Genomic DNA, 24895 nt, shown 5'->3' on the forward strand with positions numbered 1-24895 from the left:
CACCGGCCTGCGATGCCCCAAAACTGCGATTTCTTAACGTCCCGCGGCAAGTTTTGCCGTCCCCAACTCTTAATAACCTATGAATCGCCCGATCCAAAACGACTTTCTTGGCCTGTGCATGCGTCGCCAAGCGGTTGGGTTAATGCGGCTTTTGGAACGGGTAGAATCACGGGGCAGCATGACATGTTTCAATCGGCAACATGGATCCGCCGCGTCTTAACCACCTGTTAACCATACACGCGGCAAATTCTGCCTAGCTTCGGATCTCAGGTCCGGAAGAGGCGGAAGGAGCCGCAACGATGTCCATCAACGATCTTCCGGTCCTGTCGGCGCTTCGCACCAAGATGCAGTGGCATCAGGAACGCCAGCGCGTCCTGTCCGAGAACGTTTCCAATTCCGACACCCCCAATTTCCGGCCACGCGACCTGGTCGAGCCGAAATTCGACAAGACGGGAGCCACCACAGGCTCGATGGGGACCCTGGCGATGACCGTCACCAGCGCCTCCCACATGACGCCGTCCGGGGCGGCCTCGAGCTTCGACCAAAACAAGAATGCGGGTTTCGAGACCAGGCCTGCGGGCAATGCCGTCAATCTCGAAGAGGAGATGATGAAGTCCGCCAACAACCAGATGGATTACGCGGCCGTGACCTCGCTCTACTCGAAGAGCCTGCATCTTCTGAAGACCGCGATCGGTAAAGGCTAGAGCTAACGGAGCCGAATGATGGCGAATGACAGCAGCGACTTTGCCCGCTCGATGGCGATCGCGACCTCGGGCCTGCGAGCCCAGGCCGGGCGCATGCGGGTGATCTCCGAGAACATCGCGAATGCGGACTCGACCTCGGCGACCGCAGGCGGCGATCCCTATCGGCGCAAGGTGCCGACGTTCTCCTCCGCGCTCGACCGCACGCTCGACGCGCAGGTCGTCACGCTCGGCAGGATCAAGCCCGACCAGTCCGACTTTCGCGTCAAATACGAGCCGACAAATCCGGCTGCGGACGCCAGTGGCAACGTCAAGTATCCCAACGTGAATTCGGTGGTCGAGATGACCGACATGCGCGATGCGCAGCGGTCCTACGAGGCCAATGTCAACATCATCAGTGCAACGCGCCGGATGATCCAGCGCACGCTCGACATCCTCAAGGCCTGAACAGGAATTTTTGAGCCATGGCAACACCGACAATCGCGGCCAATGCTTACGCCAATCTTGCGCGCGTGCTGGAAAACACCGGCGCGGGCAAGGGCAGCGAGCCGAACGGGCAATCCTTTGCCGCGCTGCTGAAAGACGCCGTCGGCAGCGTCATGGAATCCGGCCGCAAATCCGACGCGCAAACCGTGGCGATGGCCAACGGCAAGGCCAACGTCATGGACGTGGTGACGGCGGTCGCCGACACCGATGTCGCGGTCTCCACGCTGGTCTCGGTCCGCGACCGCGTGATCGCGGCATATGAAGACATCATGAAGATGCCGATCTGATTTCGTCCTCCGTCGTCATTGCGAGCGAAGCGAAGCAATCCAGAATCTCTCCGCGGCGGCAGCCTGGATTGCTTCGCCTCGCTCGCAATGACGGGTGAGGCCTTCGTTCCTCGTCAGTCTGGCGAGGATGTGACTTGAATAAAGGAATCCTGCAATGACCGGACCCGAGACCCTCGACGTCGCCCGCGATGCGATCTGGACCATCGTGATCGTGTCCTCGCCACTGATGGTGGTCGGGCTGGTGGTCGGCGTGATCGTGTCGCTGTTCCAGGCGCTGACGCAAATCCAGGAGCAGACGCTGGTCTACGTGCCGAAGATCCTCGCCATCTTTGCCACAATGCTGCTGGCGCTGCCGTTCATGGCCGATGCCCTCCATTCCCACATGCTGCGGATCTCGTCGCGAATCATCGGCGGCTGAGGCACAATGCGCCCACCATGCGCATCGACGTCTCGCTGCTGCCGGCGCTTGCCGCAGCCTTCATGCTCGCTTTCGCCCGGATCGGCGCGATGGTGATGCTGCTGCCGGGGCTCGGCGAGACCAACATTCCGACGCGGGTGAAACTGTCGATTGCGCTTCTGCTCACGCTGATCATCCTGCCGCTGCATCGCAATGCCTATAACGTCGACATGGGCTCGCTCGCGCCGATGCTCGTCCTGATGCTGCATGAGATCGTCATCGGCATCGTGCTCGGCGCCACCGCGCGCGTGACGCTGGCGGCCCTGCAGGTCGCAGGCGCGGTGATCGCACAGCAGATGGGACTTGGCTTCGTCACCTCGGTCGATCCGACCCAGGGGCAGCAGGGCGTACTGGTCGGCAACTTCCTGACCATGCTGGGCGTGACCTTGCTGTTCGCCACCGACAGCCATCATTTGGTGATCGCGGCGCTGAACGACAGCTATTCGATCTTTGCCCCGGGCGAGACCGTCTCGAGCGGCGACGTCGCTTCGCTGGCCACGCGAGCGTTTTCCGCCGCGTTTCTGCTCGGCCTGCAGCTGTCGGGGCCGTTCCTGGTGTTCGGCCTCGTCTTCAATATCGGGTTAGGGGTGCTGGCGCGCCTGATGCCGCAGATGCAGGTCTATTTCGTCGGCGTGCCGCTGTCGATCTTCGTGGGCTTCATGGTGCTGGCCGTGGTGCTCACGGCGATGATGGGCACCTACCTCGACTACTTCATCGGTGTCATGCACCAGATGCTCCCGTTGAAATAAGAGGGATCGATGGCGGAAGACAACGATCCAGAAAGTCAAACAGAAGACCCGACACAAAAGCGCCTCGACCAGGCGCTCGAACGTGGCGACGTCGCCAAAAGCCAGGAGATCAACACCTGGTTCATGATCGCGGGCGGCACGCTGGTAATCTCGACCTTCTCCGGCTCGGTCGGCAGTGGGCTGCTGACGCCGATGCGCAATCTGCTCGCCAATTCCTGGATGATCAAAACCGATCCCGGCAATCTGCTCGCGCTGATGCGGCAGATCGAGGTCGCAGTGCTGGCCGCGGTCGGCGTGCCGCTCTTGATGCTGGTGATCGCCGCCATTGCCGGCAACATGCTCCAGCACCGGCTGGTGTGGTCGACTGAATCACTCACCCCTAAGTTCAGCAAGCTCTCTCCGGCTGCCGGCTTCAAGCGCATCTTCGGCAAGCAGGCGGGGGTCAATTTTCTCAAGGGCATCGGCAAGCTCGTCGTGCTCGGTGTGGTCATGACCACGATCCTGTGGCCGGAGCGGCACCGCATGGAGGCGATGGTCAAGCTCGATCCGATGGCCATGTTGGGTGCCTCCACCGGTCTGACCGTCCATCTGCTCGGCGCGGTGGTCGCAGCCCTCGCGATCATCGCGATCGGCGATTATTTCTTCCAGTATCGCAGCTGGTTCCAGCGGCAGAAGATGTCGCTGCAGGAGATCAAGGAAGAGTTCAAGCAGTCCGAAGGCGACCCGCATATCAAGGGCAAGCTCAGGCAGTTGCGGCAGCAGCGCTCTAAGAAGCGGATGATGTCAGCGGTTCCCAAGGCGTCGGTAATCATCACCAACCCGACCCACTATTCGGTGGCGTTGTCCTACGAACGCGGCATGTCGGCGCCGATCTGCGTCGCCAAGGGCGTCGACAACCTGGCTTTCAAGATCCGGGAGATCGCGCGCAAGCACGACATCCCGATCGTCGAGAACGTGCCGCTGGCCCGTGCGCTCTACGCGACCGCCGAAATCGACAAGGAAATCCCCGTCGAGCACTACCATGCGGTCGCCGAAGTCATCGGCTACGTCATTCGGCTGAAGCGCGGTTTCAGTGCCGCGCGGCAATAAAACCCCCGAAAAGTACCGGAAATGGCCGTAAGCTGGGAATCAGCGTACCTTTCGCCCCTGTCGCCCTTGCGTCTGCGGGTCCGATTCAGGCAGGGAGGACCCCACGTGCCCCGTGGCGCGTTGATTCTCTGCCGACAGGCTAAACCTGCGTGAAATGACCGCCGAGACCGACCACGATCTGTCACGCGAGCCCGTTGCGGCGCACGAGCCGTCGCCGCGCTCGGGCAGCATTGCGCTGGTGCTACTGGTGGCCACCGGCCTCGTCGCCGTCGCCGTCGGCCTGATGACGCTCGGGCGCGCGCAGGCGCAGCCCTATATCCTCGGCATCCTCGCCGTGCTGGCGATGATCGGCCTGTTCAACCTGTTCGCCTTCGCGGCCGGAATCATCCGCTTCGCCGACCGTAATCTCGACGATCCCATCATCGGCCGCATCTCCGACCATGCCTTCGACGGCCTGGCGGTGACCGATCCGCGCGGTCATGTGGTCTATTCCAACGCGGCCTATCTGACGCTGACCGGTGCCGCCGGCCCGCAGGACGTGCGCCCCGTCGAGCGCGTCTTTATCGGCAATCCTGACGTTTCCGAAGCTGTGTTCCGCCTGTTGAAAGCCGCGCGTGAAGGAAAACGGCAACAGGAGGAGGTGCGCATTTCCGGCCAGGACGGCAGCCACGGGCGCTGGCTGCGCATGCGGGTGCGTCCGCTCGGCACCGGCAAGCGCGAGGCCAAATATGCGGTGTGGTCGATTGCCGACATCACCCGCGACCGCGAGCGCCAGGAAGACGTGTTTCAGGAGCTTCAGCACGCGATCGAATATCTCGATCACGCGCCGTGCGGCTTCTTCTCGGTCAATCCCGCCGGTGAGCTCGCTTATGTCAACGCGACGCTGGCGAACTGGCTCGACTATGATCTCGCCGAGATCGGCTCGGGCGGCCTGAAGCTCGCCGACATCGTCTCGGGCGACGGCGCTTCGCTGCTCTCGTCGATCGTGGCGGTGCCGGGCGAGGTGAAGACGGAAGTCTTCGACATCGATCTGCGCATGCGCACCGGCAAGACCATGCCGGTCCGGCTCTATCACAAGCTCGCCTTCGGCGCCGACGGTGCGCCGGGACCGTCGCGCACGCTGGTCATCAGCCGCGCCCGCGACGAGCGCAGCGATCCCGATCGCGCCGCCGAAGTACGCTTCATGCGCTTCTTCGACCACACGCCGATGGCGATCGCCACCGTCGATCGCGGCGGTAACGTCGTGCGGGCGAATGCGCGCTATGCCAAGCTCGCGCAGGGCCTCGGGCTCGACAGCGCCTCCAAGTCGATCTTCCGTGCGGTCAATGCGCGCGATCGGCACCTGCTGATCGCGGCGATCAATCAGGCCGCCGAAAACCAGGCCGACATTGCGCCGGTCGAGGTGGCGCTGGAAGGAGCCAAGGAACGCTGGGGCCAGTTCTTCGTCACGCCCGTCGATGCGGCCGAGAACGATGCGGAAGCCGCGATCGTCCACATGCTCGAGACCACCGAGCGGCGCGCGCTGGAAAATCAGATCAACCAGTCGCAGAAGATGGAGACGGTCGGCCAGCTCGCTGGCGGCATCGCTCACGACTTCAACAACGTGCTCTCCGCCATCATGATGGCGAACGACTTCCTGCTGAACGCGCACAAGCCGACCGATCCGTCGTTCCAGGACATCATGCAGATCAAGCAGAATGCCACGCGCGCTGCGACGCTGGTGCGGCAACTGCTCGCCTTCTCGCGGCGGCAGACGCTGCGGCCGCAGGTGCTCGATCTCGGCGATGCGCTGTCGGATCTCACCATGCTGCTGCGCCGGCTGATCGGCGAGAAGGTCAAGCTCGACCTGATCCACGGCCGCGATCTCTGGCCGGTCAAGGTCGACGTCTCCCAGTTCGAGCAGGTCATCGTCAATCTCGCGGTGAACGCGCGCGACGCCATGCCCGATGGCGGCAAGCTGATCATCCGCACCGCCAATGTCGCCACTGAAGAGGCGGGCAAGCTCGCCTATAAGGGCATGCCAGCGGCGGATTATGTGCGCATCGAGGTGGCCGACACCGGCACCGGCATTCCCGCTGATATCCGCGACAAGATCTTTGAGCCGTTCTTCTCGACCAAGGAAGTCGGCAAGGGCACCGGCCTTGGCCTTTCGACCGTCTACGGCATCGTCAAGCAGACCGGCGGCTTCATCTACGTTGATTCCGAGCCAGGACAAGGCACCTCGTTCCACATCTTCGTGCCGCGCCATCACGCCGAGCCGGAGGTGCAGGTCGAGCAGCCCGCGGCCGTGGCCGCCGCGACGAACGGCGCTGCCAAGGACGCTGCGCCTGCCGCTGTCGAGGCCAAGCCTCGCACTGATCTCACCGGGCAGGGCACAATCCTGCTGGTTGAGGACGAAGAGGGCCTGCGCGCGCTGAACGCCCGCGGCCTGCGTTCGCGCGGTTACACCGTCGTCGAGGCCGAGAATGGCGTCGAAGCGATGGAGGTGCTGGAGGAGCAGAGTGGCGGGATCGATCTGGTCGTCTCCGATGTTGTAATGCCGGAGATGGACGGTCCGACGCTGCTCAAGGCGATGCGGGAGAAGAACCCCGATATCCGCTTCATCTTCGTCTCCGGCTACGCCGAGGATGCTTTCGAGAAGAGCCTGCCCGAGGGCCAGCAATTCGACTTCCTGCCAAAGCCTTTCACGCTGAGCCAACTCGTGGCGGCGGTGAAGGAGACGATGACGAAGCAGGGGTGAGACCCTGCCGTCGTCCTGGCGAAAGCCAGGACGATTTTGCGGAGATATCGGGTGTTAACAGCCGGTATCCGGCGACCACAGTTTCCGCCGGTTTCCGGCCAAGCCCCCGTCAAATAAGGGCTTTTGCCATATCCCCGCGACTGAGGGCCGCAGCCGGGGGTTCCAAAACCGGCTTCCCTTTTGTAAACGGCTGCCCATCTTACTGGCACGTCCCCATGCCGGGGATTTGGGAAACGAACATGAATTTCTCGCAATGGTCCCGCAGTCTCGTGAAGACGCTTGCCGTCGTCCTGGCGCTTGCGCTGCCGACGGCGCTTGCGATCTCGTCCGCCGACGCCCGCGTCGGCGGCGGCTTCTCGTCGGGTTCGCGCGGTTCGCGGACCTTCTCGGCCCCGCCGTCGACCACGACAGCGCCGGGCTCGACCTCGCAATTCAACCGCACCTATAGCCAGCCCGGCGCCGGCATGAGCACGAGCGCGCCTTCGCGCGGCGGGCTGTTCGGCCGCGGCGGCGGCTTCTTGGGCGGTCTTGCGGCCGGCTTTCTCGGCGCAGGTCTTCTGGGCATGCTGTTCGGCGGCGGCCTGTTCGGCGGTCTCGGCGGCCTGTCGTCGTTCCTGGGCCTGATCATCCAGATCGTGCTCGTGGTGTTCGTGGTGCGGCTGGCGATGTCCTGGTGGCAGCGCCGCAATTCGCCGCAGGCGGCCTATGCCGGCGCTGATGCGGGTCCGCAGACCAACTATCGCAGCGGCCTAGGTGGCGGTCTTGGCTCTGGTCTCGGCGGCGGCTTCGGCTTTGGCGCCAACAGCGCGCCGCTCGAGATCAAGCCTGCCGACTACGCGGCGTTCGAGCATCTGCTCGGCGACATCCAGTCTGCGTGGTCGAACGAGGACGTTGCAAAGCTGCACACGCTCGCGACGCCGGAAATGGTCTCCTATTTCGAGCAGGACCTTGCGCAGAACCGCGCGCGCAATGCGGTCAACAAGGTGACCAATGTCAAGCTGTTGCAGGGCGACCTCGCGGAAGCCTGGCGTGAAGGCGAGACCGACTACGCGACGGTGGCGATGCGCTTCGCGCTCACCGACAAGACGGTCGACCGCAACACCGGCGCGATCGTTGCAGGCAGCGAGCAGCCCGGCGAGGTCACCGAAGTCTGGACCTTCGCCCGTCGCCAGGGCAGCCCCTGGGAATTGTCGGCGATCCAGCAGACCAACTGATCGCACGCAGGACAATAAACGAGGGCGTCGTGCTTCGGCACGGCGCCCTTTTTCTTTGCGCCGCTCATCTCCTGATACGGCCGACCACTTTGCGAGAAGCACTTAATTGCTTGTTGCCCGCGCCGGGCTCCCGCAATTTCGCGCCAGCCAGTTGGAGAAGGAGATTATTCGGTGAGCCAGTCCGTCGCGCGCTTCAGGACAAATCATGACAACGCCGCCACGAATTCGTCCCCGCTGCTGGAGGCGATTGATGCTGCGTATGACCGGATCGAGGCCGAGCGCGACCGCAATTGCTGGATCTATCTCCGCCCGCGGGAAGAGGCGCTCGAAGCATGCCGTAAGCTCGTGGCGCGCGCACGGACCGGCGAACATCTTTCGCTGCTCGGCATTCCCTTCGGCGTGAAGGACAATATCGATGTCGAGGGAATGCCGACCACCGCCGCATGCCCGGCGTTCAGCTATACGCCCTGGCATTCCGCGCGCAGCGTCGAACGCCTCACCGCGGCGGGCGCTATCTGCCTCGGAAAGACCAATCTCGATCAGTTCGCCACGGGCCTGTCCGGCGCGCGTTCGCCCTATGGCCCCTGCGCCTCGGTTGCCGACGCGCGCTATGTTTCGGGGGGCTCAAGTTCCGGTTCTGCGGTCGCCGTGGCGGCAGGGCACGTGGCGTTCGCGCTCGGCACCGACACTGGCGGGTCTGGCCGCATACCTGCCGGCTTCAACAACATCGTTGGGATCAAGCCGACCGTTGGGCTGGTGTCGTCACGCGGGCTGGTGCCGAATTGCCCGACCATCGATTGCGTTTCGGTGTTCTGCAATACCGTCGGCGATGGCGAAGCGATCCTCGACATTATCGAAGGGTTCGACTTCGAGGATCCCTACAGCCGCCAGCCCAGGGCCTTGTCTTTCGCGAGCGGAGCGGCGTCATCATTCCGGTTCGGCCGCATTGCATCAGCCGATCTCGAATGCTTCGGCATGCCGGAATGCGGCGAGCTCTATGAGCGCGCCTGCGAGCGGTTCACTGCGATCGGCGGAACGGCCGTTGAGGTGGACTTCGCCCCGTTCCGCCAGGCCGGGGAGTTGATGTTCAGCGGTCCCTGGGTGGCGGAGCGGCACTCGGCCATCGCTTCGCTGCTGGACATTGAGTCCGGCTCCCTGCTTGATGTCACCAAAACGGTTCTGGGCTCAGCGGGCGGCTACTCGGCGATCGACACGTTTGGCGCCATTCACCGGTTGCGCCGACTTTGTCGCGACGCCGAGTCGATCTTTGCGGGGATCGATGCGCTGGTGGTTCCGACCGCACCGCGGCCATTCACATTGGAGGAGATGTTTCGCGATCCGATCACCCTCAACAATCGCCTCGGCTACTACTCGTACTTTGCCAATCTGCTCGATCTCTGCGGCGTGGCGGTTCCGAATGCGACATTGCCTGATGGCATGCCGATGGGCGTGACCCTGCTGGCGCCGGCGTGGCACGATCGTGCGCTGATCGGACTGGCGCGGCGCTTCGAGGCCAGCGCAGACGAAACGGCGTTCGAATTGAAGCGCAGCGCCTGAAAGGCGGAGTCTATTCCACCTCCTGCCCGAGCATCGAAAGATCCAGGATCGAAATCACGGATCTGTCGTATCGGATCACGCCTTCCTCCTGGAGCCGCGCGAGTTGCACGGTCACCCATTGGCGGGTGGACCCGATGAGATTGGCGAGATCGCCGTGGGTAAACGGCATGCCGACGATGATCTCGTTGTCGCGCCTCACGCCGTAGACGTGCGACAGGAAGATCAGCAGGCTATGCAGCCGCTCGGTCACCGATCGCGTCCCGAGCATCTGGGCCATCGCCGAATAGCATCGCGCCTTGAACGCCAGGGCATCCAGCAAGGCGACGGCGATTGCCGGCGACTCCAGCGCAAGCCGCCGCAGCGCCGGTCCAGGCATGAACGTCAACTGGCTGCGCTCTGCCGCAACCGATGTCCACATGTGCGGGCCCGTTCCGAAGATATCGGGGCCGCCGACGAAGTTGCCGGGAAACCAGTAGGCGAGGGTGACCTCGCGGCCCGATGGCGCCGCATAGTAGCTGCGGATGCGCCCCTCGCTGATCAGGTAGATCCCGGCCTGTGCGTCGCCCTGAGACCAAACCAGTTGGCCGGCTTCCAGCGTCTTCGCGCGCCCGATCGCACGCAAGCGATTGCGATCGACCCGGTCAAGGCCATCGAGCAAGCCAGGCAGCGGCCTGACGAGGTCGTCCGACTCGGCCAGCATCACACCTGCCGCTATCGCGCTGTTCGCCCTGTGCATGGCCGGCTCCACTGTGAGACCCGGCATCGATTATTCAAGAACCATGCCAGCGCGCTACGGCCCTCTCTCGATTGGCGCGTTCGAGGCGATCAGCTCGCGTCCGACTGATTGAACGCCCGCAACCCTTCTGCGCGGATGACGTCGAGACAATCCTTTTTGAGGGAAAGATAGGTTGGCTCGACCATGATAGAACTCGACCGCGGGCGCGGTAGCTTGACCGCGACGTCGCGCAGGATGCGGCCCGGTCCCGCGCTCATGATGAGAACGCGGTCGGCCAGCACGATGGCTTCATCGATGTCATGCGTGACGAATACGATGGTCGCCTTGATCCGGTCGCGCAGCTCCAGCAGATTGTCTTGCATCACCGCCCGGGTCTGCGCGTCGAGGGCCCCGAAAGGCTCGTCCATCAGCAGCACTCGAGGCTGATTGGCCAGCGCCCGCGCAATCGCCACACGCTGTTGCATGCCGCCGGACAGCGTGTTCGGATAGGCATCGGCGAAACGCTTGAGACCGATCATCGCGATCAAATCGTCGGCGATGGCATTCGCGTCCGCCTTGGACTTCCCATGCATCCTGGGGCCATGAGCGATGTTCCTGCGAACTGACTTCCAGGGGAAAAGATGCGGCTGCTGGAACACCATGCCGACATCGGGCCGCGGGGCGTAAACAGGCGAGCCCTCCACCAGGATGTCGCCTTCAAACGGCACTTCCAGTCCGGCGATCGTGTTGAGCACCGTCGACTTGCCGCAGCCGGAGGGCCCGACGATGCAGACGAACTCGCCAGGCGCGACGTCAAAGGACACGCGATCCACCGCGATGGTCTGCCCGCGCTTGGTGTCAAACACGATGCTCAGGTTTGAGACTTGAATGGCGGGTTGCGTCCGCGCCGATTCCACAGAGACCGGCGGGCTTGCCAGGGCCAATTTCACGATCGATCGAGATCCCGACATCAACGCCACCAGACAGTACGTTCGGCAAGGGCCGCAAACAGCCGGTCAGCGATGAACGATATCAACCCGAGCGCGGCGAGCCCGCCCATGACCTGGCCCGTTTGCATGTTCTGCTGCGCAATCTCGATCCTGTAGACAATGCCGGCGAAAGTGCCTGCAAGTTCGGCCGCGACAAGCGTGTAAAAGGAGATGCTGACGGCGGTGCGCAATCCGACCACGATGTAGGGCAGCGCGCCCAACAGCACGATCTCCTGCAGCATCTGCCGCCGCGGCGTGCCGAGCATCAACGCCGCCCGGATCAGGCCGCGGTCGACCTTCTGCACGCCGATGTGGGTCGAAAGCCAGACCGTGAAGAACACGCCCCATACGACGAGGAACAGTTTTCCCGCCTCCGACAGGCCGAACCAGAGAATGACGATCGGCACGAAAGCAATCGGCGGAATTGGCCGCAGGATATGGAAGAGCGGGGACAGCAGGCTCGAAACGACAGGGAATTGGCCGGTGAGGATGCCGAGCAGAATGCCGAGTGCGCCGCCCACGATGAACCCGGTGGTGACGCGAAGGAGGCTCGCCGAGAGATCACCGAGGAATTGTCCGCTTCGTATCCATTCGAGGACGGCCGCGGCAACCACCGTCGGCGGCGGAAACAGCACCATGTTGACGGCGCCGGAGCGGGACGCCAGTTCCCAGAGGCCGACGAACAGCGGCAGCGAAAGCGCACCGACCAGAATATTGAGGCGGCGAAGACGTGCTGAATCCGTCCGCCGATTGCGACCATCAGTGCGGAGAGCAATCTTTTGTGGTGCTGAAGTGCCGTCCTGCATGGCTGTGCGGGTGCCTATTTCCACGAAAGGGTGACACGCTCCGGGGCGATCTTCTTCAGCGGCTCGCTGACGACGACCTTGCTGAAGTCTGGCATCGCCGCTCCCGGAGGGTGGTTGCCGCTCTCGAGGCGCCATGCGGAGTGGGTCTTGAGAATCTCTACCAGCCGGTCGTCGAGGCGCACGCGGTAGACATAGTCGGTCCAGATCGGGGCGAGTTCGTCCCGCTTCATGCCGACCGCGTCCGCCACGACCGTGATCGCGTCATCCTGATGTGCCTTCATCCAGACCTCGGCATCGATCAGTGCGGCGATGAACTTCTCGACCAGCGCGGGGTTGGCGTCCAGATAGGGCCTCATGACGACGATGTTGAACGTCTCGGAGTAGGTGCCTGAAGTATCGAGCTCAGCGACGGCTTCGCCCAGGGCCTTCTTCGCGTTGGCGATGTGGGGCTCCCACGTGTCGATCGCGTCGATGCTTCCTGCTGCAAGTGCCGGCAGCATCTCCTGCGGCCGCAGGTTGACGAGGGTGACATCCTTGGCAGTCAATCCCGCTGACTTCAGCAAAGTCGCAGTGTAAACCTCGCTGCCGGTGCCAGCCGTGAATCCGATTCGCTTGCCGCGAAGATCCGCCTTGGTCTTGACGCCGGCCTTGGCCGCGACGACCGTCTTGAGGTCGGAATATTCCATGCCCGCGACGAAGGCGATGGGCTGGTTTGCCATCGCCGAGGCGGTGACCGGTGCCTCGGCCGTCGTCGCGATGTCGGCGCCGCCACCGATCACGGTATCCAGGCATTGCTTGCCGGACGTGAAGTTCGAGACCGTGATGTCCAGTCCGTTCTTTTCGAAAATCCCCTTCGATTTGGCGACGATCGCAAGGCCGGAGATCGGTCCGAGGTTTTGCGCAAGACGGGCTTTGAGCAATTCTGCGGCCGAGACGCAGTCCGGGCTGATGACGAGGCAGCAAAGCGCCGCATAGCCGGCAATGGCCGAAAGTGGGCGGACGGTGTTCCAGTGCATGACGATTTCCCCTCGCGCCGCGCCCGGCGGCAGCCCCGATGTGATCGCGGATACCGCCCTGAACGGTTCCGCCACAGACTCCCGCGTCCTCCCCTGGCCGATCGCTTGAGGATCAGCCGATATTGGCATGCTCGCCCGGCGTTACGATCTCGGGAAGCAATTAATCGACACGTTCTTTGGGCAACCGGCGTGATGGACTGTCAGCAAGGCAGCGCCGACTCGTCCTGACGGAACCTTCGACCGCATGCTACATTGGGTTGTCGCTCCCACGCTCACGGACCCCTCCCATGAATTACGAGCTCTACTACTGGCCCGAGATCCAGGGCCGCGGTGAATATGTGCGGCTGGCGCTGGAGGAGGCGGGTGCGGATTACATCGACGTCGCACGCGGTCCGCGCGGCAGTGGCGCCATGATGAAGATGATGGAGGTCCACAAGGGTACGCCGCCCTTTGCGCCGCCGTTCCTGAAGGCCGGTAAGCTCGTCATTGGCCAGACCGCCAACATCCTGCTCTATCTCGGCAGCCGACACGCCCTCGCGCCGAAGACGGAAGCGGGCAAACTCTGGGTGCACCAGCTTCAACTCACCATCACCGATTTCGTGGTCGAAATCCACGACACCCACCATCCGCTCGGGCCATCGCAGTATTACGAAGACCAGAAGGCGCCCGCAAAGAAGCGCACCGCTGACTTCTGGGACGAGCGCGTGCCGAAATATCTCGGCTATTTCGAACAGCTCCTCGACGACACCGGCGGTGCCTATGTCACCGGTCGACGCTTGACCTACGTCGATCTCTCGCTGTTCCAGATCGTCGCCGGATTGCGCTACGCCTTTCCCAGGCGCATGAAGGCGTTCGAGAAGAAAATCCCAGGTCTCGTCGGCCTGCACGACCGCGTTGCCGCGCGGCCGAACATCAAGGCCTATCTCGCCAGCGAGCGCCGCATTCCCTTCAATGAGCAGGGCATCTTTCGACGCTATCGCGAGCTTGACGGTTAGAGCGTTTTCGAGCGAAGTGAGCGCAAGTTCGCGTCAAGAAAACGCGTCAGGACAACAGTCCAGCCGGTCCGGACAGGGGCTGGCGGCAGCCTCTGTTCAGGACCGGCCGCTTCGGGCGCGATCGGTCGCCCAAAGATGTCATGGCTCCCGACCGGCGGTGCGCGTCGAGGGCCAGATTGATCGTCGGTCTGATCGGGAGCGGATGCGAGGTCATGCTCGTCGGGACAGGGGGGCTTGCAGAACATCATCGCGTCTCGCGTCGTGCACCCGGATCGGATCAGTGTGCGGGTGCGGCCTTCTGTAGCGAGGCCCGGCTGCGGCGGCATCAGTCGAACGGAGGACGTGGAGTTGTTTCGGCAGTCGCGTTCACCACACTCCAGGCAACAGGCGGTAACGCACGCGTGCAGCATAATCGGCATAGCCTGACAGACCGGCCATGAGGGTACGCTCCTCGATGCCGATGCGGATCGCGAGCAGTACGAGAAAGAGCGGCGCGGTGGCCAGGCCCCACCACGAGCCGAGGATCAGCGGCACGCTGGCGAAGAACAGGATCATGCCGCTGTACATGGGATGGCGGACATGGGCGTAGGGCCCGGTCGAGATCACGCGTTGCGCGCGCTCGGCCTGTAGCTTCACCACGGGCGCGGCGAAGGAATTCTCGCGAAAGACCCACAATGTGAACAGCGTCGAGGCGATGAACAGCACGAAGCCCAGCAACTGCCACGCCACGTTCATACTGGAGGCAAGATGGCGCCGGTCGAGCCCCATCGCGACGAGCCAACCCAGCATCGCCGCGATGAAGGCGACCATGAAGACCTTGTCGGCGGCCGGTTGATCTCTCTGGAGAACGGGCCGCAGACGCTCCGCCAGAAGCGCCGGGTCGATCCGGTAAAGCCACCAGCCGCAGAGCGGGCCAAGCAAGACGGAGGTGACGAGAAACACCCACGCGCCGGGCCAATGCAGCGTGCCGGCGGCCGCGAACAGCAGCGCGCCCATTGCGGCGGTGAGAACAGTGTTCTGCAACAGCAGACGTACGATCATGTTCGATCTGCCTCCATCACGCGCGGGTGCAATGATCACATGCTTCCGGCAAACATAAGGCCGGTGCGGCAGGCGGGCTTCAGATCTTGATGGGCGGCGTGAAGGCCGCCAGCAGCCGCACCAGATCTGCCTGTCGTTTGGTTCCGGTCTTGGTGAAGATCCTGGCGAGGTGAGTCTTGATCGTCGTTTCGGCGACGCCCACGCTTTTGGCCACGTCAGGAACCCCGCCGACCTCGACGATGGAAAGGAATACGCGCAGTTCGGCCGGCGTCAGCTTGAACAGCTTACGGATCAGATCAGGCGCGACGATCGTGTCGAGCGCTGCCTTGCTGACGAACAGGACGGCGCAGGCCTCGTGGCTCGCCCCGAACATTTGCCGGCGCCCCGCGGTCAGTGGCACGAGATGCCCGACATAATACGAGCCATCGCGCGCTGTCAGATGCAGCGAGATGCCCATCGTCGCCCTGTCGCCGTGAGCCGTGCTCGCCAATGCCTGTCGCAGCATGCGATCCGCATTCAGGTCTGATGTCACGAGCCGGCCGTGCACGGCGCGAAGGACGTCGGCTTCCTCGAGAATGTCCCGCGCGCTCGCATTGGAATGCGTGATATGACCGACGGCATCGAGCAGCAGGACCGCGGCGCGCAGGGCGTCGAGCGTGTGGGCCGACGTCGTCTCCAATGCGTTCTGATGCTGTAGCTTTTGCCGGACATGCATGGCCCGTTGCATGTGCGGCGTGATGTAGGAAATTACCTGGTACATCCTGCGATCGACAAGGCCACCGGCCTTCATGATCGAGAGGCGGGACAATCCCGCAGCGGACTTGTCGAGCAGGATATTTGCGGCATCTTCGAGACCTTGCGGTCGCGTCCACTCGTTGTAGAACATGGTCGTCCGGAATTCGTCGACGTCGATCCAGTCTCCGATCGTCTGGATCTGGCCGACTGGCGCGTGGAGCACGGCCCGCGACGGATCGAACGGCTCGTAGGTTTCGATATAGGATTGAACAAAGGCGGGGTCGACGCCGACGGCATGCGAGATCACGGCCTCGCCGGCGGCTCCGATCCGGACCAGACCACCGCTCTGGCCGCCCGCGAGGTCCACGATGCTGCCAAGGGTCGACGTCCACAGGGAATCGTCGAGCGCTGCATCGTAGATGTCCCCGACCAGCGACAGCAGCTCTTCACTCGGTTCCATTGGCGCGTCCCATAAACATATGGATGGGCTTGTTCGGCCTCGAAGATGAGCACGCCGGATGTGGAAATTTGATGAGCCGGATCACACTTCAGGCCGCCGAGATCGCTTGCAGGATCCTGAGAGAGGTCAGCCTGGCGCCGAAAAGGACCTCGCGGTGCGCGCCAATGGCTGCGCGGCCTCGGCGACGCGAGCGAACGTTCGATGCAACGAGAGACGCGCAATGATGCGCGCGGCCGTCGCGCACGAGTCTGGCCGCGCCGTCCGCCAAATGCGGACGCGCGAAAGGCCCGGCCGTCAAGACCGGGCGATCCATCGCAGAAAAGTCAGATCAGGCGAGCTGATCGATCCGGGTGCCCTGACCCGGCGGCAGCGGCGCCGGCGGCGTCGGCTGGTAGGTCGGGTCGTTGTCCTTGGTCTTGGTCTGGTCGTCCGGCTGCTTGGTCGTGTCGTAGCTTGGGACCACGATCGTGACAGGCGGCGGCGCAACGCTGGAAACGCTCATCCACAAATCCTCACAGATTGAACCTGATGAGCCTGCCCTGTGAGGGACGAAAGGTCCGTCAAGCCGATCGTTAAAATGCGAGGGATCTGCGCGAAAAGACGCGCCTACTCGTCCTTCGGCCGCGTGATCGCGATCGCCGCGTCCGTCTTGGTGCGCGTGCATTCCATGTTGAGGCGCTTGTAGCGCATCGTGATCTTGTCACCGCGCAAGAGGCCCATGCGCTTCAGGCAGCGCGACGCCCCGGTCGTGGTGTCGTCCTTCGTCACCGTGAAGATGATCGCGGCCGCGGAGGCCACGAGATCATAGAACTGCGGCGTCGGCTTGCGGTCGCCTTTGGCGTAGAGCTCGTTGGAATAGGCCTGCCCCTGGGTTCGGCAGCCGAGCGACAGCTCCTTCGCAGCCGGGTGGGTGAGGTAGATGATGTTGGCGGCCTTGAAGTTGACCTTCAGCCCGTCGATGCCGCCGGCGAGCTGCTTGGCGATGTCGTCGCATTGGTCGGCACGCGCAGGCGCGGTGAGGGTCACAAGGCCGGTGATTGCGGCGGCGACAATAACCGCGCCGCGAAAGTGCAGTCTGGAAATCATGATGAAAAGCCCCTTGACGGCGCGCATTCAACCGTCGCCGCGCGCGAAGCGCAAGGGGTGCAACCCGGCTCGACCGGGCACGTCTACAGCTATTGAAGGCAGGCGGCAAAAATGGCCGCCAGAGCGCCGAATAAGACACCGAATCGGGATGCCCCGGCCGCGCCAGGACGCCTTCCCTTTGTGGCAAAAAAGCTTAGAACGCTTCTATGCTTAGAGGCCCGCGAGGGCTGCAAAACCCGAGATCGCCCCATGAACGCTCCCACCGCCTTCCCCGACCAGTCCAAGCCCGTCCCGCCCTACAAGCACACCCCGCTGTTCCCGCTCGGCAAGGACGAGACGCCCTACAAGAAGATCTCGTCCGAGGGCGTCAGGGTCGAGAAGGTCTTGGGGAAAGACATGCTGGTGGTGTCGCGCGAGGCGCTGCGGGCGCTGTCGGAAGCGGCTTTCGGCGACATCAATCACTATCTGCGCCCGGGCCATCTGAAGCAGCTCCGCGCCATCCTGGAAGACGGCGAGGCCAGCCCGAACGACAAGTTCGTCGCCCTCGACTTTTTGAAGAACGCCAACATCGCCGCCGGTGGCGTGCTGCCGATGTGCCAGGACACCGGCACCGCGATCATCATGGGCAAGAAGGGCTGCAACGTCATCTCCGACGGTGACGACGAGGCGGCGCTGTCTGAAGGCGCGCGCGATGCTTACCTCCGCCGCAACCTGCGCTATTCGCAGGTCGCGCCGCTCTCAATGTACGAGGAGAAGAACACCGCCAACAACATGCCGGCGCAGTGCGAGATCTACGCCGAGGGTGACGACGCCTACAAGTTCATGTTCATGGCCAAGGGCGGCGGCTCCGCCAACAAGAGCTTCCTGTTCCAGGCGACGCCCTCGGTGCTGACCAAGGACCGGTTGCTCGCCTTCCTGAAGGAGAAGATCCTCACGCTCGGCACCGCGGCGTGCCCGCCTTATCACCTCGCCATCGTCATCGGCGGCACCTCGGCCGAGCTCTGCATGAAGACGGTGAAGCTGGCGTCGGCCCGCTATCTAGATGCGCTGCCGACCCACGGCTCGCCCGACGGCAACGCCTTTCGCGACGTCGAGATGGAGAAGGAAATCCACAAGATGACGCAAAGCCTGGGGGTGGGCGCGCAGTTCGGCGGAAAATATTTCTGCCACGACGTCCGCGTGATCCGCATGCCGCGTCACGGCGCCTCGCTGCCGATCGGGCTTGGCGTGTCCTGCTCGGCCGACCGCCAGGTGCTCGGCAAGATCACCAAGGATGGCGTCTATCTCGAGGAGCTCGAGCACAATCCCGCTCAATATCTGCCGCAGGTCGAGCAGTCGCTCGGCGGCGAGGTCGTCAAGATCGACATCAACCAGCCGATGAAGGACATCCTGGCGACGTTCGCGAAATACCCGATCAAGACCCGCGTCTCGATGACCGGCACCATGATCGTCGCGCGCGACTCTGCGCACGCCAAGCTGCGCGAGCGGCTGGAGAAGGGCGAGCCGCTGCCTGATTATTTCAAGAACCATCCGGTCTACTACGCCGGGCCGGCCAAGACGCCCGAGGGCTACGCCTCTGGCGCGTTCGGTCCGACCACGGCGGGCCGCATGGATTCCTTCGTCGACCAGTTCCAGGCCGCCGGCGGCTCGATGGTGATGGTCGCCAAGGGCAACCGCGCGCCGGCCGTGCGCGAGGCCTGCAAGAAGTATGGCGGCTTCTATCTCGGCTCGATCGGCGGTGCGGCGGCGAACCTTGCCGAGCACTGCATCAAGAAAGTCGAAGTGCTCGAATATCCCGAGCTCGGCATGGAAGCGATCTGGCGCATCGAAGTGGTCGACTTCCCGGCGTTCATCATCATCGACGACAAGGGCAACGACTTCTTCAAGGAGTTGAATCTGGGCTGATTTGTTTTCACCTCTCCCCGCTTGCGGGGAGAGGTCGGATTGCATCGAAGATGCAATCCGGGTGAGGTGGACTCTCCACGAGTCCGACTGTCACCGTCCTCGCGGAGACTCCCCCTCACCCTAACCCTCTCCCCGCGAGCAGGGAGAGGAGACTTCTTAAGCCCTTGCGCCGGTGAACGGGAAGCTACCCATCGGGCCGATACCCATCTCGCCGTTGATGTTGTTACCGGACACCGTGCCGGTAAATTCGAGCGTCAGCGGCATCGGGTTGGTGATCGAGACTTTCCAGGAGACGCTGTCACCGTTGACGGTGCCGTCGAAAATTTCGGCGGTATTGCCGTCCGCGCCCTGCGTGCCCGTGAGCGTGCCGCCGGCTTCCTTCAGGCTCAGCGTCGCCTGGCGCTCGCCCATCGGCGTCGTCATGGTCAAATTCCAATTGCCGTCAACGGCCATTCGCGTCTCCCGAACATTGTCCCGGCGGGTTGCGACGATCCGCAACCAGTCCTGGGGCGAGGCTATAGCGCAACTTGAGGCCGCTGCCTAACGCGGCCATTTAACGCGTCTTTGGCGGCAGTCAGGCGCGCGCGGCGGCGCGCCGGCGGCTGGTGACGACGAGTCTGAACACCACGTACTGCACGGCAAAAGCGAGGGCCTTGGCGCCGCCCGCGACGGCGGAGATGTAGAACGCCCACAGCTTCAGATCGCCGGTGGCGGCGACTGCGATCGTACCGGCACCGAGCACGAACATCAGTGCGGCCCAGGCATAGCCCGCAGCGGTGACATATTCCGGCGCCGTCTCGACCACCATCGGCGGCATGTAGCGCAGCATCCAGCCGCGCTTGAGCATGATCGCGCCGATCGCGAAATGCGCGATCGCAGGCTTGGCCAGCATGAAACGGGGATCGTTGGTCAGCAGCGTCACCGTCCCAAGCACGATGACGAGCGCGACGCTCGCATAGGTCATGTAGCCGAGCTTGTGCCCCTTGACGCGGGCATAGATCACCTGCGCGAGCGCACCCGCTATCGCCACCGACGTCGCGAGGATGACGTTGTCGGTCGCCAGATAGATCACCAGGAAGACGATGGCCGAGAGGAAGTCGGAGGCGAGGCGGGCGAATACGTCCTTCATTGTCGGTCCTGTCTCACTGTGCTTCCGGCAGCGCGCCATCAGGCGCACCATACTTGATCTGGCGATATTCGGGATACCATTTGGTGAAATAGATCGCGCTGTTGCGGGCGGCGAAGGCGACCGCGAGGCCCGACCAGACCGGCAGACCAGGGAAGTAGAGTAGCACGATGTTGGCGGCCATCATCAGCAGGGCGGCGACGGTCCATGCCGCGGTGATGATGTAGTTGGCGGTGAGGAAGCCGGGCATTGCCGCGGTCTCGGCCGGAACGGACTCGATCGCGTATTGCAGCGTGAAGGGCCGGCGCGCCAGCATCGAGCCGAGCGAGATGACGAAGATGCCGATATCAACCGAGAGTTTGACGCCGAGCGTGCTGAGCGTGGGGTGCAGCGCGAGGAAGAGGCCGATGCCCGCGAACAGGATCGCCGAGCCCGCGGCGAGAATCTTCACCGAGCGGCCGCGTGCAACATCGATCGCGATCGTCGCGATACAGATCGCGGATCCCGCGAACACGCTGACCGTCGCCGACGTCATGAACATCAGGAAGGTGTAAACGCCGTAGGGGGCAAGGATCAGGAAGATCGTCATGGTCGCCTCGGTCGCACTAATCTTTACGATGTCAAGATCGATAGTTCAGTACCGCCGCCGGGTCAAGCGAAATCTTTACAGTGTCAAAATGACGTGAATGACCTGTAAAAATTCAATTGTTGCAACGGCTTGATCCGATATCTCGCCGGCCATGGCGGCCCAGGGCAGGCGCGACAGGATGGTCAGCGCGCAGGACACCAGAAGGCCGATGGTCAGGACAATGCCGCCGACGCGGCAGATCGTGAATCGGAGCGAGCCCGGCGTCGCATACATGCCGAGCGGATGCAGCAGCCGCGACAGCAGGAGCGCGCCCATCAGCAGGTGAATGCGCAAGGGCGATGCGCCCGACATCTCCAGAAGCGCCACCATCAGCGCGATGATCGGGACGTATTCCATGAAGTTGCCATGGGCCCGGATCGCACTGCGCAGGTTCTCGTTGCCGCCGTCGCTGAAGGGCGCCTTGCTGCTTCGTCGCAGCCGGATGACCTGCAACGCGAGCGCGACGTAGATCAGCGCGAGGATGGCGAGGTAGTTCGCCGTGATCGCGGGGACGTGCATGTGAAGCCTCCCTGATGACATCAGCGAAGGAGCAGGGGAGAGCTACTGCGCTCCCACCCAATTGCCGTGGAAGCCGTCAGGCACGCGATGGCCGAGCTGCACCAGCGCGGCGGGGCCGGCTTCGATGTCGGTGGCGTTGAACACGGCGAGGTCGCTGCGGTTCTCCCGCGCGCGCCAGACCACCGCCAGCAGCCAGCCATCGCCCTCTGCGGCATCTTTCGATCGCTCGACGAAGACAGGCTCGGAGATCGTGTCGCCTGCCGGCAGCAGATACTGGCCGAGCCGCTTTCCCGTGCCGTCGACATGAACGATGCCTGACAACGCGCCGAACATCGGCAGCCGCGGATTGGCGCAGGCGTACCAGCCGTGACGGCTCTTCAGGCCGGCGCGGCGATCGTCGATGCGCGGGAATTCGCCGGTGAGATCGTCCAGATAAGTCTGCTGGAAGCGGTCGGTATTGCCGGAGAGGTCGAAGGTCCAGCGGCAGTGACGGGCGCGCGATTTCTCCGGATCGGTCGGCCGGCCGTCGGGATGCGGAAACAGCGGGGCTTGCTCGAACTGCATGACGTCGGCGATGATGCGGTCGCCGTCCTCCCAGGCATTCATGACGTGGAAGACGTAGCAGGCCTCAGCGCGGAACCAGACGATGTCCTTTGCCGTGCCGTTGCGCTTCATCACGCCGACATAGGCACCTTTCTCGGGCTCCCAGGCATAGGGCGGCTTGCCGCTCATCGCGCGCTCCATGCTGCCGGTGAGGGGGAGGATGGGAAACAGCACGTGATTTTCGGTGACGATGAAGTCGTGCACCATGCTGGCATAGGGCGTTTCGAAACGCTCGAAGCGCGTCACCTTGCCGCCCGCATCGATCGATCCGTAGGAGAGGACAGGCGTCAGAGGGCCCGCCGCATTGTAGCCGAAGAACACTAGCTCGCCCGTAACAGGATCGACCTTCGGATGCGCGGTGAAGGCACCGACGATGCGGCTCTGGTAATCGCAATAGCCGCGCGTTGCCAGCGTGCCCGGCTCGATCTCGGTCGGCAGATGTCCTTCCTCGAGCGCGAGCAGCTTGCCGGCATGAAAGACGATGTTGGTGTTGGCGACGCCGCCGTCGGTCAGGTTCGTGGGCGCATCCGGCAGCTTGCGTCCGAAGCCGCCGAACAGCGCGCGGCCTGCATCGTGCTCGGCGAGCCATTTTGGGGTCCGGACCCAGCGATTGCGGTAGGAGGCGCGTCCCTCTTCGAGATGAAAGGCGTGCAGCATGCCGTCGCCGACGAACCAGTGCGCGCCGGGCGAATCGAATTGTGGATTGGGGCCATTGCGATAGAGCGTGCCGTTCAGCTCGCGCGGCAATTCGCCGACGATCTTGAGGAAAGGCGCGTCCGCCTCGAACGGGATCGGCGCAATATTGTTGCGGCGCTCGGCGATGGCGTCCTGCTGCACGGCATAAGCCTCCCTATCTTTACATCGTAAAGATTGCATAGGACCATGCGCGGCTTTCGTCAAGTGAAATCTTTACACTGTCAATATTGCGTCATATAGCTTGCAAATGGCCAGAACCGACACCAAAGGCGTAACGGCGCGAAGCCCGCGCCCCCCGAAAAAGACATCGCCGGCGTCACGCGCGGCGCGCCGCCCCGCAATTGCGAAGACCGAGACGCCCTATCACCACGGTGCCTTGCGCGAGGCGCTGCTCCGGGCGGCCGAACGGGTGCTGGAGCGCGATGGGCTCGCCGGCCTGACGCTGCGCGCGGTGGCGCGCGAGGCGGGCGTCTCGCATGCCGCACCGACGCATCATTTCGGCGATCTCACGGGCCTCGTCAGCGAGCTTGCCGCGATCGGCTTCCGCCAGTTCAACGCAGCGATGGCCTCGGCTTGCGATACGGCCACCTCGCCTTTGGATCGGGCACTGGCGCGGCCAAAAGCCTATGTCGCCTATGCCCAGGCCCATCCCGGCATGTACGGCCTCATGTTCCGCACCGAGCGGCTCGACTATTCTAGGCCGTCGTTGCATGAAGCCGCGGAATCCTCCTTTGCCGGGCTTGCCAATGCCATCAGCGCGATGCGGCAGGAGCCGATCAGCGGCAACGCGCTGACCATCGAGCAGGGCGCCGCGATCGCGCGGGCCTGGTCGATGGTGCACGGCTTCACCATGCTGCTGCTGGACGGACGGCTCGAGGATATCTTGGAGCGGCTGCCCGCGGGCACGACTGCGGAGCAGCTTCTGGAAGCGATCCTGAAGTCGACGGTAGCAGCCAGGATGCCAACAAGCACCTGACCGGACGAAACGATCGATGCCGAGGAACTCAGGGCCTTGCACATTCTTCACTGTGGGCAAGCAGCAAACGCAGTCTCGATAGGCCTGACAGCGGCGCGGAATCGTTCTAGAAGAGCGGCTTCGCTCGGGCTCAAGCAGCCTGGTCCGCGTCCTCGTTACACTTGATCATGCCAGCCATCGCTCCCCGCAAAGCCTACCGCGTCGGCCGTTCCAAGACCGGACTTGGCCTCTTCGCCACCATGCCGATCAAGAAGGGCACAAGGATCATCCGTTATTTCGGGCCGATCCTGGACTGCCGGATTCCTGGGCAGGACGAGATCGAGAACAAATATCTGTTCGAGCTCAACGGCCGCTGGACCATCGACGGTTCGGTGCGCAAGAACCTTGCCCGCTATATCAACCACTCGTGCCGGCCCAACGCCGAATCCGACGTGCGCCCGCGCGAGCGCAAAGTGTTCATCCGCGCCATCAGGAACATCGAGCCTGGCGACGAGATCAACTACGATTACGGCACCGACTATTTTAAGGCTTATTTGAAGCCGATCGGCTGCAAGTGCCCCTCCTGCGAAGCCAAGCGCAAGAAGCAGCGGGCCGAGGCCCGTGCCGAACGCGCCAAGGTGAAGGCGCGCGCGGAACGCAAAGCCCAGAAGGCCGGCGCGAAAACCACCGCGGCAAAAAAGAAGAAGCTGAACGGCAAGCACTTTGCCGGCAAGGTCGGCCGCGCGAAGGCGTAGTTCCCGCTCGACGGCCGCCGGCTTTCACGTCAGTCTCCTGATTGGTCGTCAGGCTGCTAGGCGCTTCGCTTCGGTCGCACCGACGTTGTGGAGAACGCGGACACCTCACTCACGTCTCGTGCCCCCGGCTCTGCGCCGCAACGCGAGAGCGTTGCAGCGCGTCCGGGACGCAAGAGCTTCACGCCGCCACCGCTCTCCCGCTCTTCCGCAGGCCCACATACTGCAACTCGGCGAACACGCCGGTCGCGATCGCCTGCGCCACGATCATGAGCTCGCCGGCGAGCTTCGGTGACACCGCGCCCGAGAACAGCAGCGCGATGCTGCCGACCGTCCAGGCGGCGTTGCCGACCACGACCAGCAGCACCAGCGGCCTCAGTACCGCGGTGCGCGAGGCGAGCCAGCCGACCAGCGCGGTGTAGGCGATCAGGAACAAGCCGGTTTCACGCAGCAGCGCCTCGGGCAGATTGAACAGGGTGGCGAATGCAGCTGCACCAAAAGTCAAACCGAGCGCGGAAACGCCGCTGAAGACCGCGTCGGCGAGCAGGGCACGGCGCAGGAAGGTGGATGCGTCGATCATTAGAGGTC

At 63.6% G+C, this 24895-nt stretch carries 27 protein-coding genes; 13 read left to right on the top strand and 14 right to left on the bottom strand.

Annotated features, from left to right (window positions below; all coding sequences use genetic code 11):
* Positions 1–299 precede the first annotated feature (299 nt).
* The 9 genes from flgB (at position 300) to atzF (ending at position 9280) form a co-directional block, all read left to right on the top strand.
* Positions 300–704 carry a flagellar basal body rod protein FlgB gene (gene flgB, locus L6639_RS32140; protein WP_237865615.1) on the top strand — a complete coding sequence of 135 codons (405 nt, stop codon included), beginning with the start codon at positions 300–302 and terminating at the stop codon, positions 702–704.
* An 18-nt stretch (positions 705–722) separates the two neighbouring features.
* Positions 723–1148, top strand: coding sequence for a flagellar basal body rod protein FlgC (gene flgC / locus L6639_RS32145; RefSeq protein ID WP_057747376.1), 426 nt, complete (start codon positions 723–725; stop codon positions 1146–1148).
* A 17-nt stretch (positions 1149–1165) separates the two neighbouring features.
* A complete protein-coding gene (fliE, locus tag L6639_RS32150; RefSeq protein WP_057747375.1) occupies positions 1166–1474 on the top strand; it encodes a flagellar hook-basal body complex protein FliE in 309 nt (102 codons plus the stop codon).
* A gap of 154 nt (positions 1475–1628) precedes the next feature.
* Positions 1629–1892: a flagellar biosynthesis protein FliQ gene (gene fliQ, locus L6639_RS32155; RefSeq protein ID WP_027534765.1), complete on the top strand. Its 264-nt coding sequence runs from the start codon at positions 1629–1631 to the stop codon at positions 1890–1892.
* A 17-nt stretch (positions 1893–1909) separates the two neighbouring features.
* A complete protein-coding gene (gene fliR / locus L6639_RS32160; RefSeq protein ID WP_237865617.1) occupies positions 1910–2680 on the top strand; it encodes a flagellar biosynthetic protein FliR in 771 nt (256 codons plus the stop codon).
* Positions 2681–2689: 9 nt separating this feature from the next.
* Complete coding sequence (gene flhB / locus L6639_RS32165; RefSeq protein WP_237865619.1) at positions 2690–3769, top strand: flagellar biosynthesis protein FlhB; 1080 nt, start codon at positions 2690–2692, stop codon at positions 3767–3769.
* Between the two features lie 154 nt (positions 3770–3923).
* Complete coding sequence (cckA, locus tag L6639_RS32170; protein WP_237865621.1) at positions 3924–6509, top strand: cell cycle histidine kinase CckA; 2586 nt, start codon at positions 3924–3926, stop codon at positions 6507–6509.
* A gap of 215 nt (positions 6510–6724) precedes the next feature.
* Entirely contained in the window at positions 6725–7723 is a 999-nt protein-coding gene (locus L6639_RS32175; protein ID WP_237865623.1) for a Tim44 domain-containing protein, read from the top strand.
* A 171-nt stretch (positions 7724–7894) separates the two neighbouring features.
* Entirely contained in the window at positions 7895–9280 is a 1386-nt protein-coding gene (gene atzF / locus L6639_RS32180) for an allophanate hydrolase (protein WP_237865625.1), read from the top strand.
* Positions 9281–9290: 10 nt separating this feature from the next.
* On the opposite strand, the gene L6639_RS32185 is transcribed toward atzF, so the two are convergent.
* The 4 genes from L6639_RS32185 to L6639_RS32200 form a co-directional block, all read right to left on the bottom strand.
* Positions 9291–10016 carry a Crp/Fnr family transcriptional regulator gene (locus L6639_RS32185; RefSeq protein WP_237865627.1) on the bottom strand — a complete coding sequence of 242 codons (726 nt, stop codon included), beginning with the start codon at positions 10014–10016 and terminating at the stop codon, positions 9291–9293.
* 89 nt (positions 10017–10105) lie between these two features.
* The gene (locus tag L6639_RS32190) at positions 10106–10945 is read right to left on the bottom strand and encodes an ABC transporter ATP-binding protein (protein WP_237865629.1); all 840 of its coding nucleotides are present in this window, start codon (positions 10943–10945) and stop codon (positions 10106–10108) included.
* 20 nt (positions 10946–10965) lie between these two features.
* On the bottom strand, positions 10966–11814 hold the full coding sequence (locus L6639_RS32195) for an ABC transporter permease (protein ID WP_237865630.1): 849 nt from the start codon (positions 11812–11814) through the stop codon (positions 10966–10968).
* On the bottom strand, positions 11805–12806 hold the full coding sequence (locus L6639_RS32200; protein ID WP_237865637.1) for an NrtA/SsuA/CpmA family ABC transporter substrate-binding protein: 1002 nt from the start codon (positions 12804–12806) through the stop codon (positions 11805–11807). The genes L6639_RS32195 and L6639_RS32200 overlap by 10 nt, the downstream gene beginning before the upstream one ends.
* A 287-nt stretch (positions 12807–13093) precedes the next feature.
* Between L6639_RS32200 and L6639_RS32205 the strand changes: the two genes are divergently transcribed.
* The gene (locus tag L6639_RS32205; protein WP_237865638.1) at positions 13094–13801 is read left to right on the top strand and encodes a glutathione S-transferase; all 708 of its coding nucleotides are present in this window, start codon (positions 13094–13096) and stop codon (positions 13799–13801) included.
* 366 nt (positions 13802–14167) lie between these two features.
* Here the strand turns inward: L6639_RS32205 and L6639_RS32210 are convergent, their stop codons facing one another.
* The 4 genes from L6639_RS32210 to L6639_RS32225 form a co-directional block, all read right to left on the bottom strand.
* Complete coding sequence (locus L6639_RS32210; protein ID WP_237865639.1) at positions 14168–14842, bottom strand: methyltransferase family protein; 675 nt, start codon at positions 14840–14842, stop codon at positions 14168–14170.
* Positions 14843–14921: 79 nt separating this feature from the next.
* Complete coding sequence (locus L6639_RS32215) at positions 14922–16037, bottom strand: helix-turn-helix transcriptional regulator (protein ID WP_237865640.1); 1116 nt, start codon at positions 16035–16037, stop codon at positions 14922–14924.
* Positions 16038–16365: 328 nt separating this feature from the next.
* Positions 16366–16539, bottom strand: a complete 174-nt coding sequence (locus L6639_RS32220; protein ID WP_237865641.1) for a hypothetical protein — start codon at positions 16537–16539, stop codon at positions 16366–16368.
* A 104-nt stretch (positions 16540–16643) separates the two neighbouring features.
* Positions 16644–17123: a hypothetical protein gene (locus tag L6639_RS32225; RefSeq protein ID WP_237865790.1), complete on the bottom strand. Its 480-nt coding sequence runs from the start codon at positions 17121–17123 to the stop codon at positions 16644–16646.
* Between the two features lie 249 nt (positions 17124–17372).
* Here L6639_RS32225 and L6639_RS32230 point away from each other — a divergent pair, with 249 nt between their 5' ends.
* Positions 17373–19028: a fumarate hydratase gene (locus L6639_RS32230; RefSeq protein WP_237865642.1), complete on the top strand. Its 1656-nt coding sequence runs from the start codon at positions 17373–17375 to the stop codon at positions 19026–19028.
* 156 nt (positions 19029–19184) lie between these two features.
* Here L6639_RS32230 and L6639_RS32235 read toward each other — a convergent pair whose 3' ends face one another.
* The 5 genes from L6639_RS32235 to L6639_RS32255 form a co-directional block, all read right to left on the bottom strand.
* Positions 19185–19481: a hypothetical protein gene (locus L6639_RS32235; RefSeq protein WP_237865643.1), complete on the bottom strand. Its 297-nt coding sequence runs from the start codon at positions 19479–19481 to the stop codon at positions 19185–19187.
* 121 nt (positions 19482–19602) lie between these two features.
* The gene (locus L6639_RS32240) at positions 19603–20157 is read right to left on the bottom strand and encodes an inner membrane-spanning protein YciB (RefSeq protein ID WP_237865644.1); all 555 of its coding nucleotides are present in this window, start codon (positions 20155–20157) and stop codon (positions 19603–19605) included.
* Between the two features lie 13 nt (positions 20158–20170).
* Positions 20171–20743 (bottom strand): hypothetical protein, encoded by a 573-nt coding sequence (locus L6639_RS32245; RefSeq protein WP_237865645.1) that lies wholly within the window; start codon positions 20741–20743, stop codon positions 20171–20173.
* Between the two features lie 75 nt (positions 20744–20818).
* On the bottom strand, positions 20819–21301 hold the full coding sequence (locus L6639_RS32250; protein WP_237865646.1) for an MAPEG family protein: 483 nt from the start codon (positions 21299–21301) through the stop codon (positions 20819–20821).
* A 42-nt stretch (positions 21302–21343) separates the two neighbouring features.
* Positions 21344–22741 carry a carotenoid oxygenase family protein gene (locus L6639_RS32255; RefSeq protein ID WP_237865647.1) on the bottom strand — a complete coding sequence of 466 codons (1398 nt, stop codon included), beginning with the start codon at positions 22739–22741 and terminating at the stop codon, positions 21344–21346.
* 106 nt (positions 22742–22847) lie between these two features.
* On the opposite strand from L6639_RS32255, the gene L6639_RS32260 reads away from it, so the two are divergent.
* Positions 22848–23576 carry a TetR/AcrR family transcriptional regulator gene (locus tag L6639_RS32260; protein WP_237865648.1) on the top strand — a complete coding sequence of 243 codons (729 nt, stop codon included), beginning with the start codon at positions 22848–22850 and terminating at the stop codon, positions 23574–23576.
* Positions 23577–23743: 167 nt separating this feature from the next.
* Complete coding sequence (locus tag L6639_RS32265; protein ID WP_237865649.1) at positions 23744–24310, top strand: SET domain-containing protein; 567 nt, start codon at positions 23744–23746, stop codon at positions 24308–24310.
* Positions 24311–24488: 178 nt separating this feature from the next.
* Here the strand turns inward: L6639_RS32265 and L6639_RS32270 are convergent, their stop codons facing one another.
* Positions 24489–24887 (bottom strand): hypothetical protein, encoded by a 399-nt coding sequence (locus L6639_RS32270; protein ID WP_237865650.1) that lies wholly within the window; start codon positions 24885–24887, stop codon positions 24489–24491.
* Between the last annotated feature and the right edge of the window lie 8 nt (positions 24888–24895).

This window comes from Bradyrhizobium zhengyangense (genome assembly GCF_022012555.1).
Taxonomy (GTDB): domain Bacteria; phylum Pseudomonadota; class Alphaproteobacteria; order Rhizobiales; family Xanthobacteraceae; genus Bradyrhizobium; species Bradyrhizobium zhengyangense.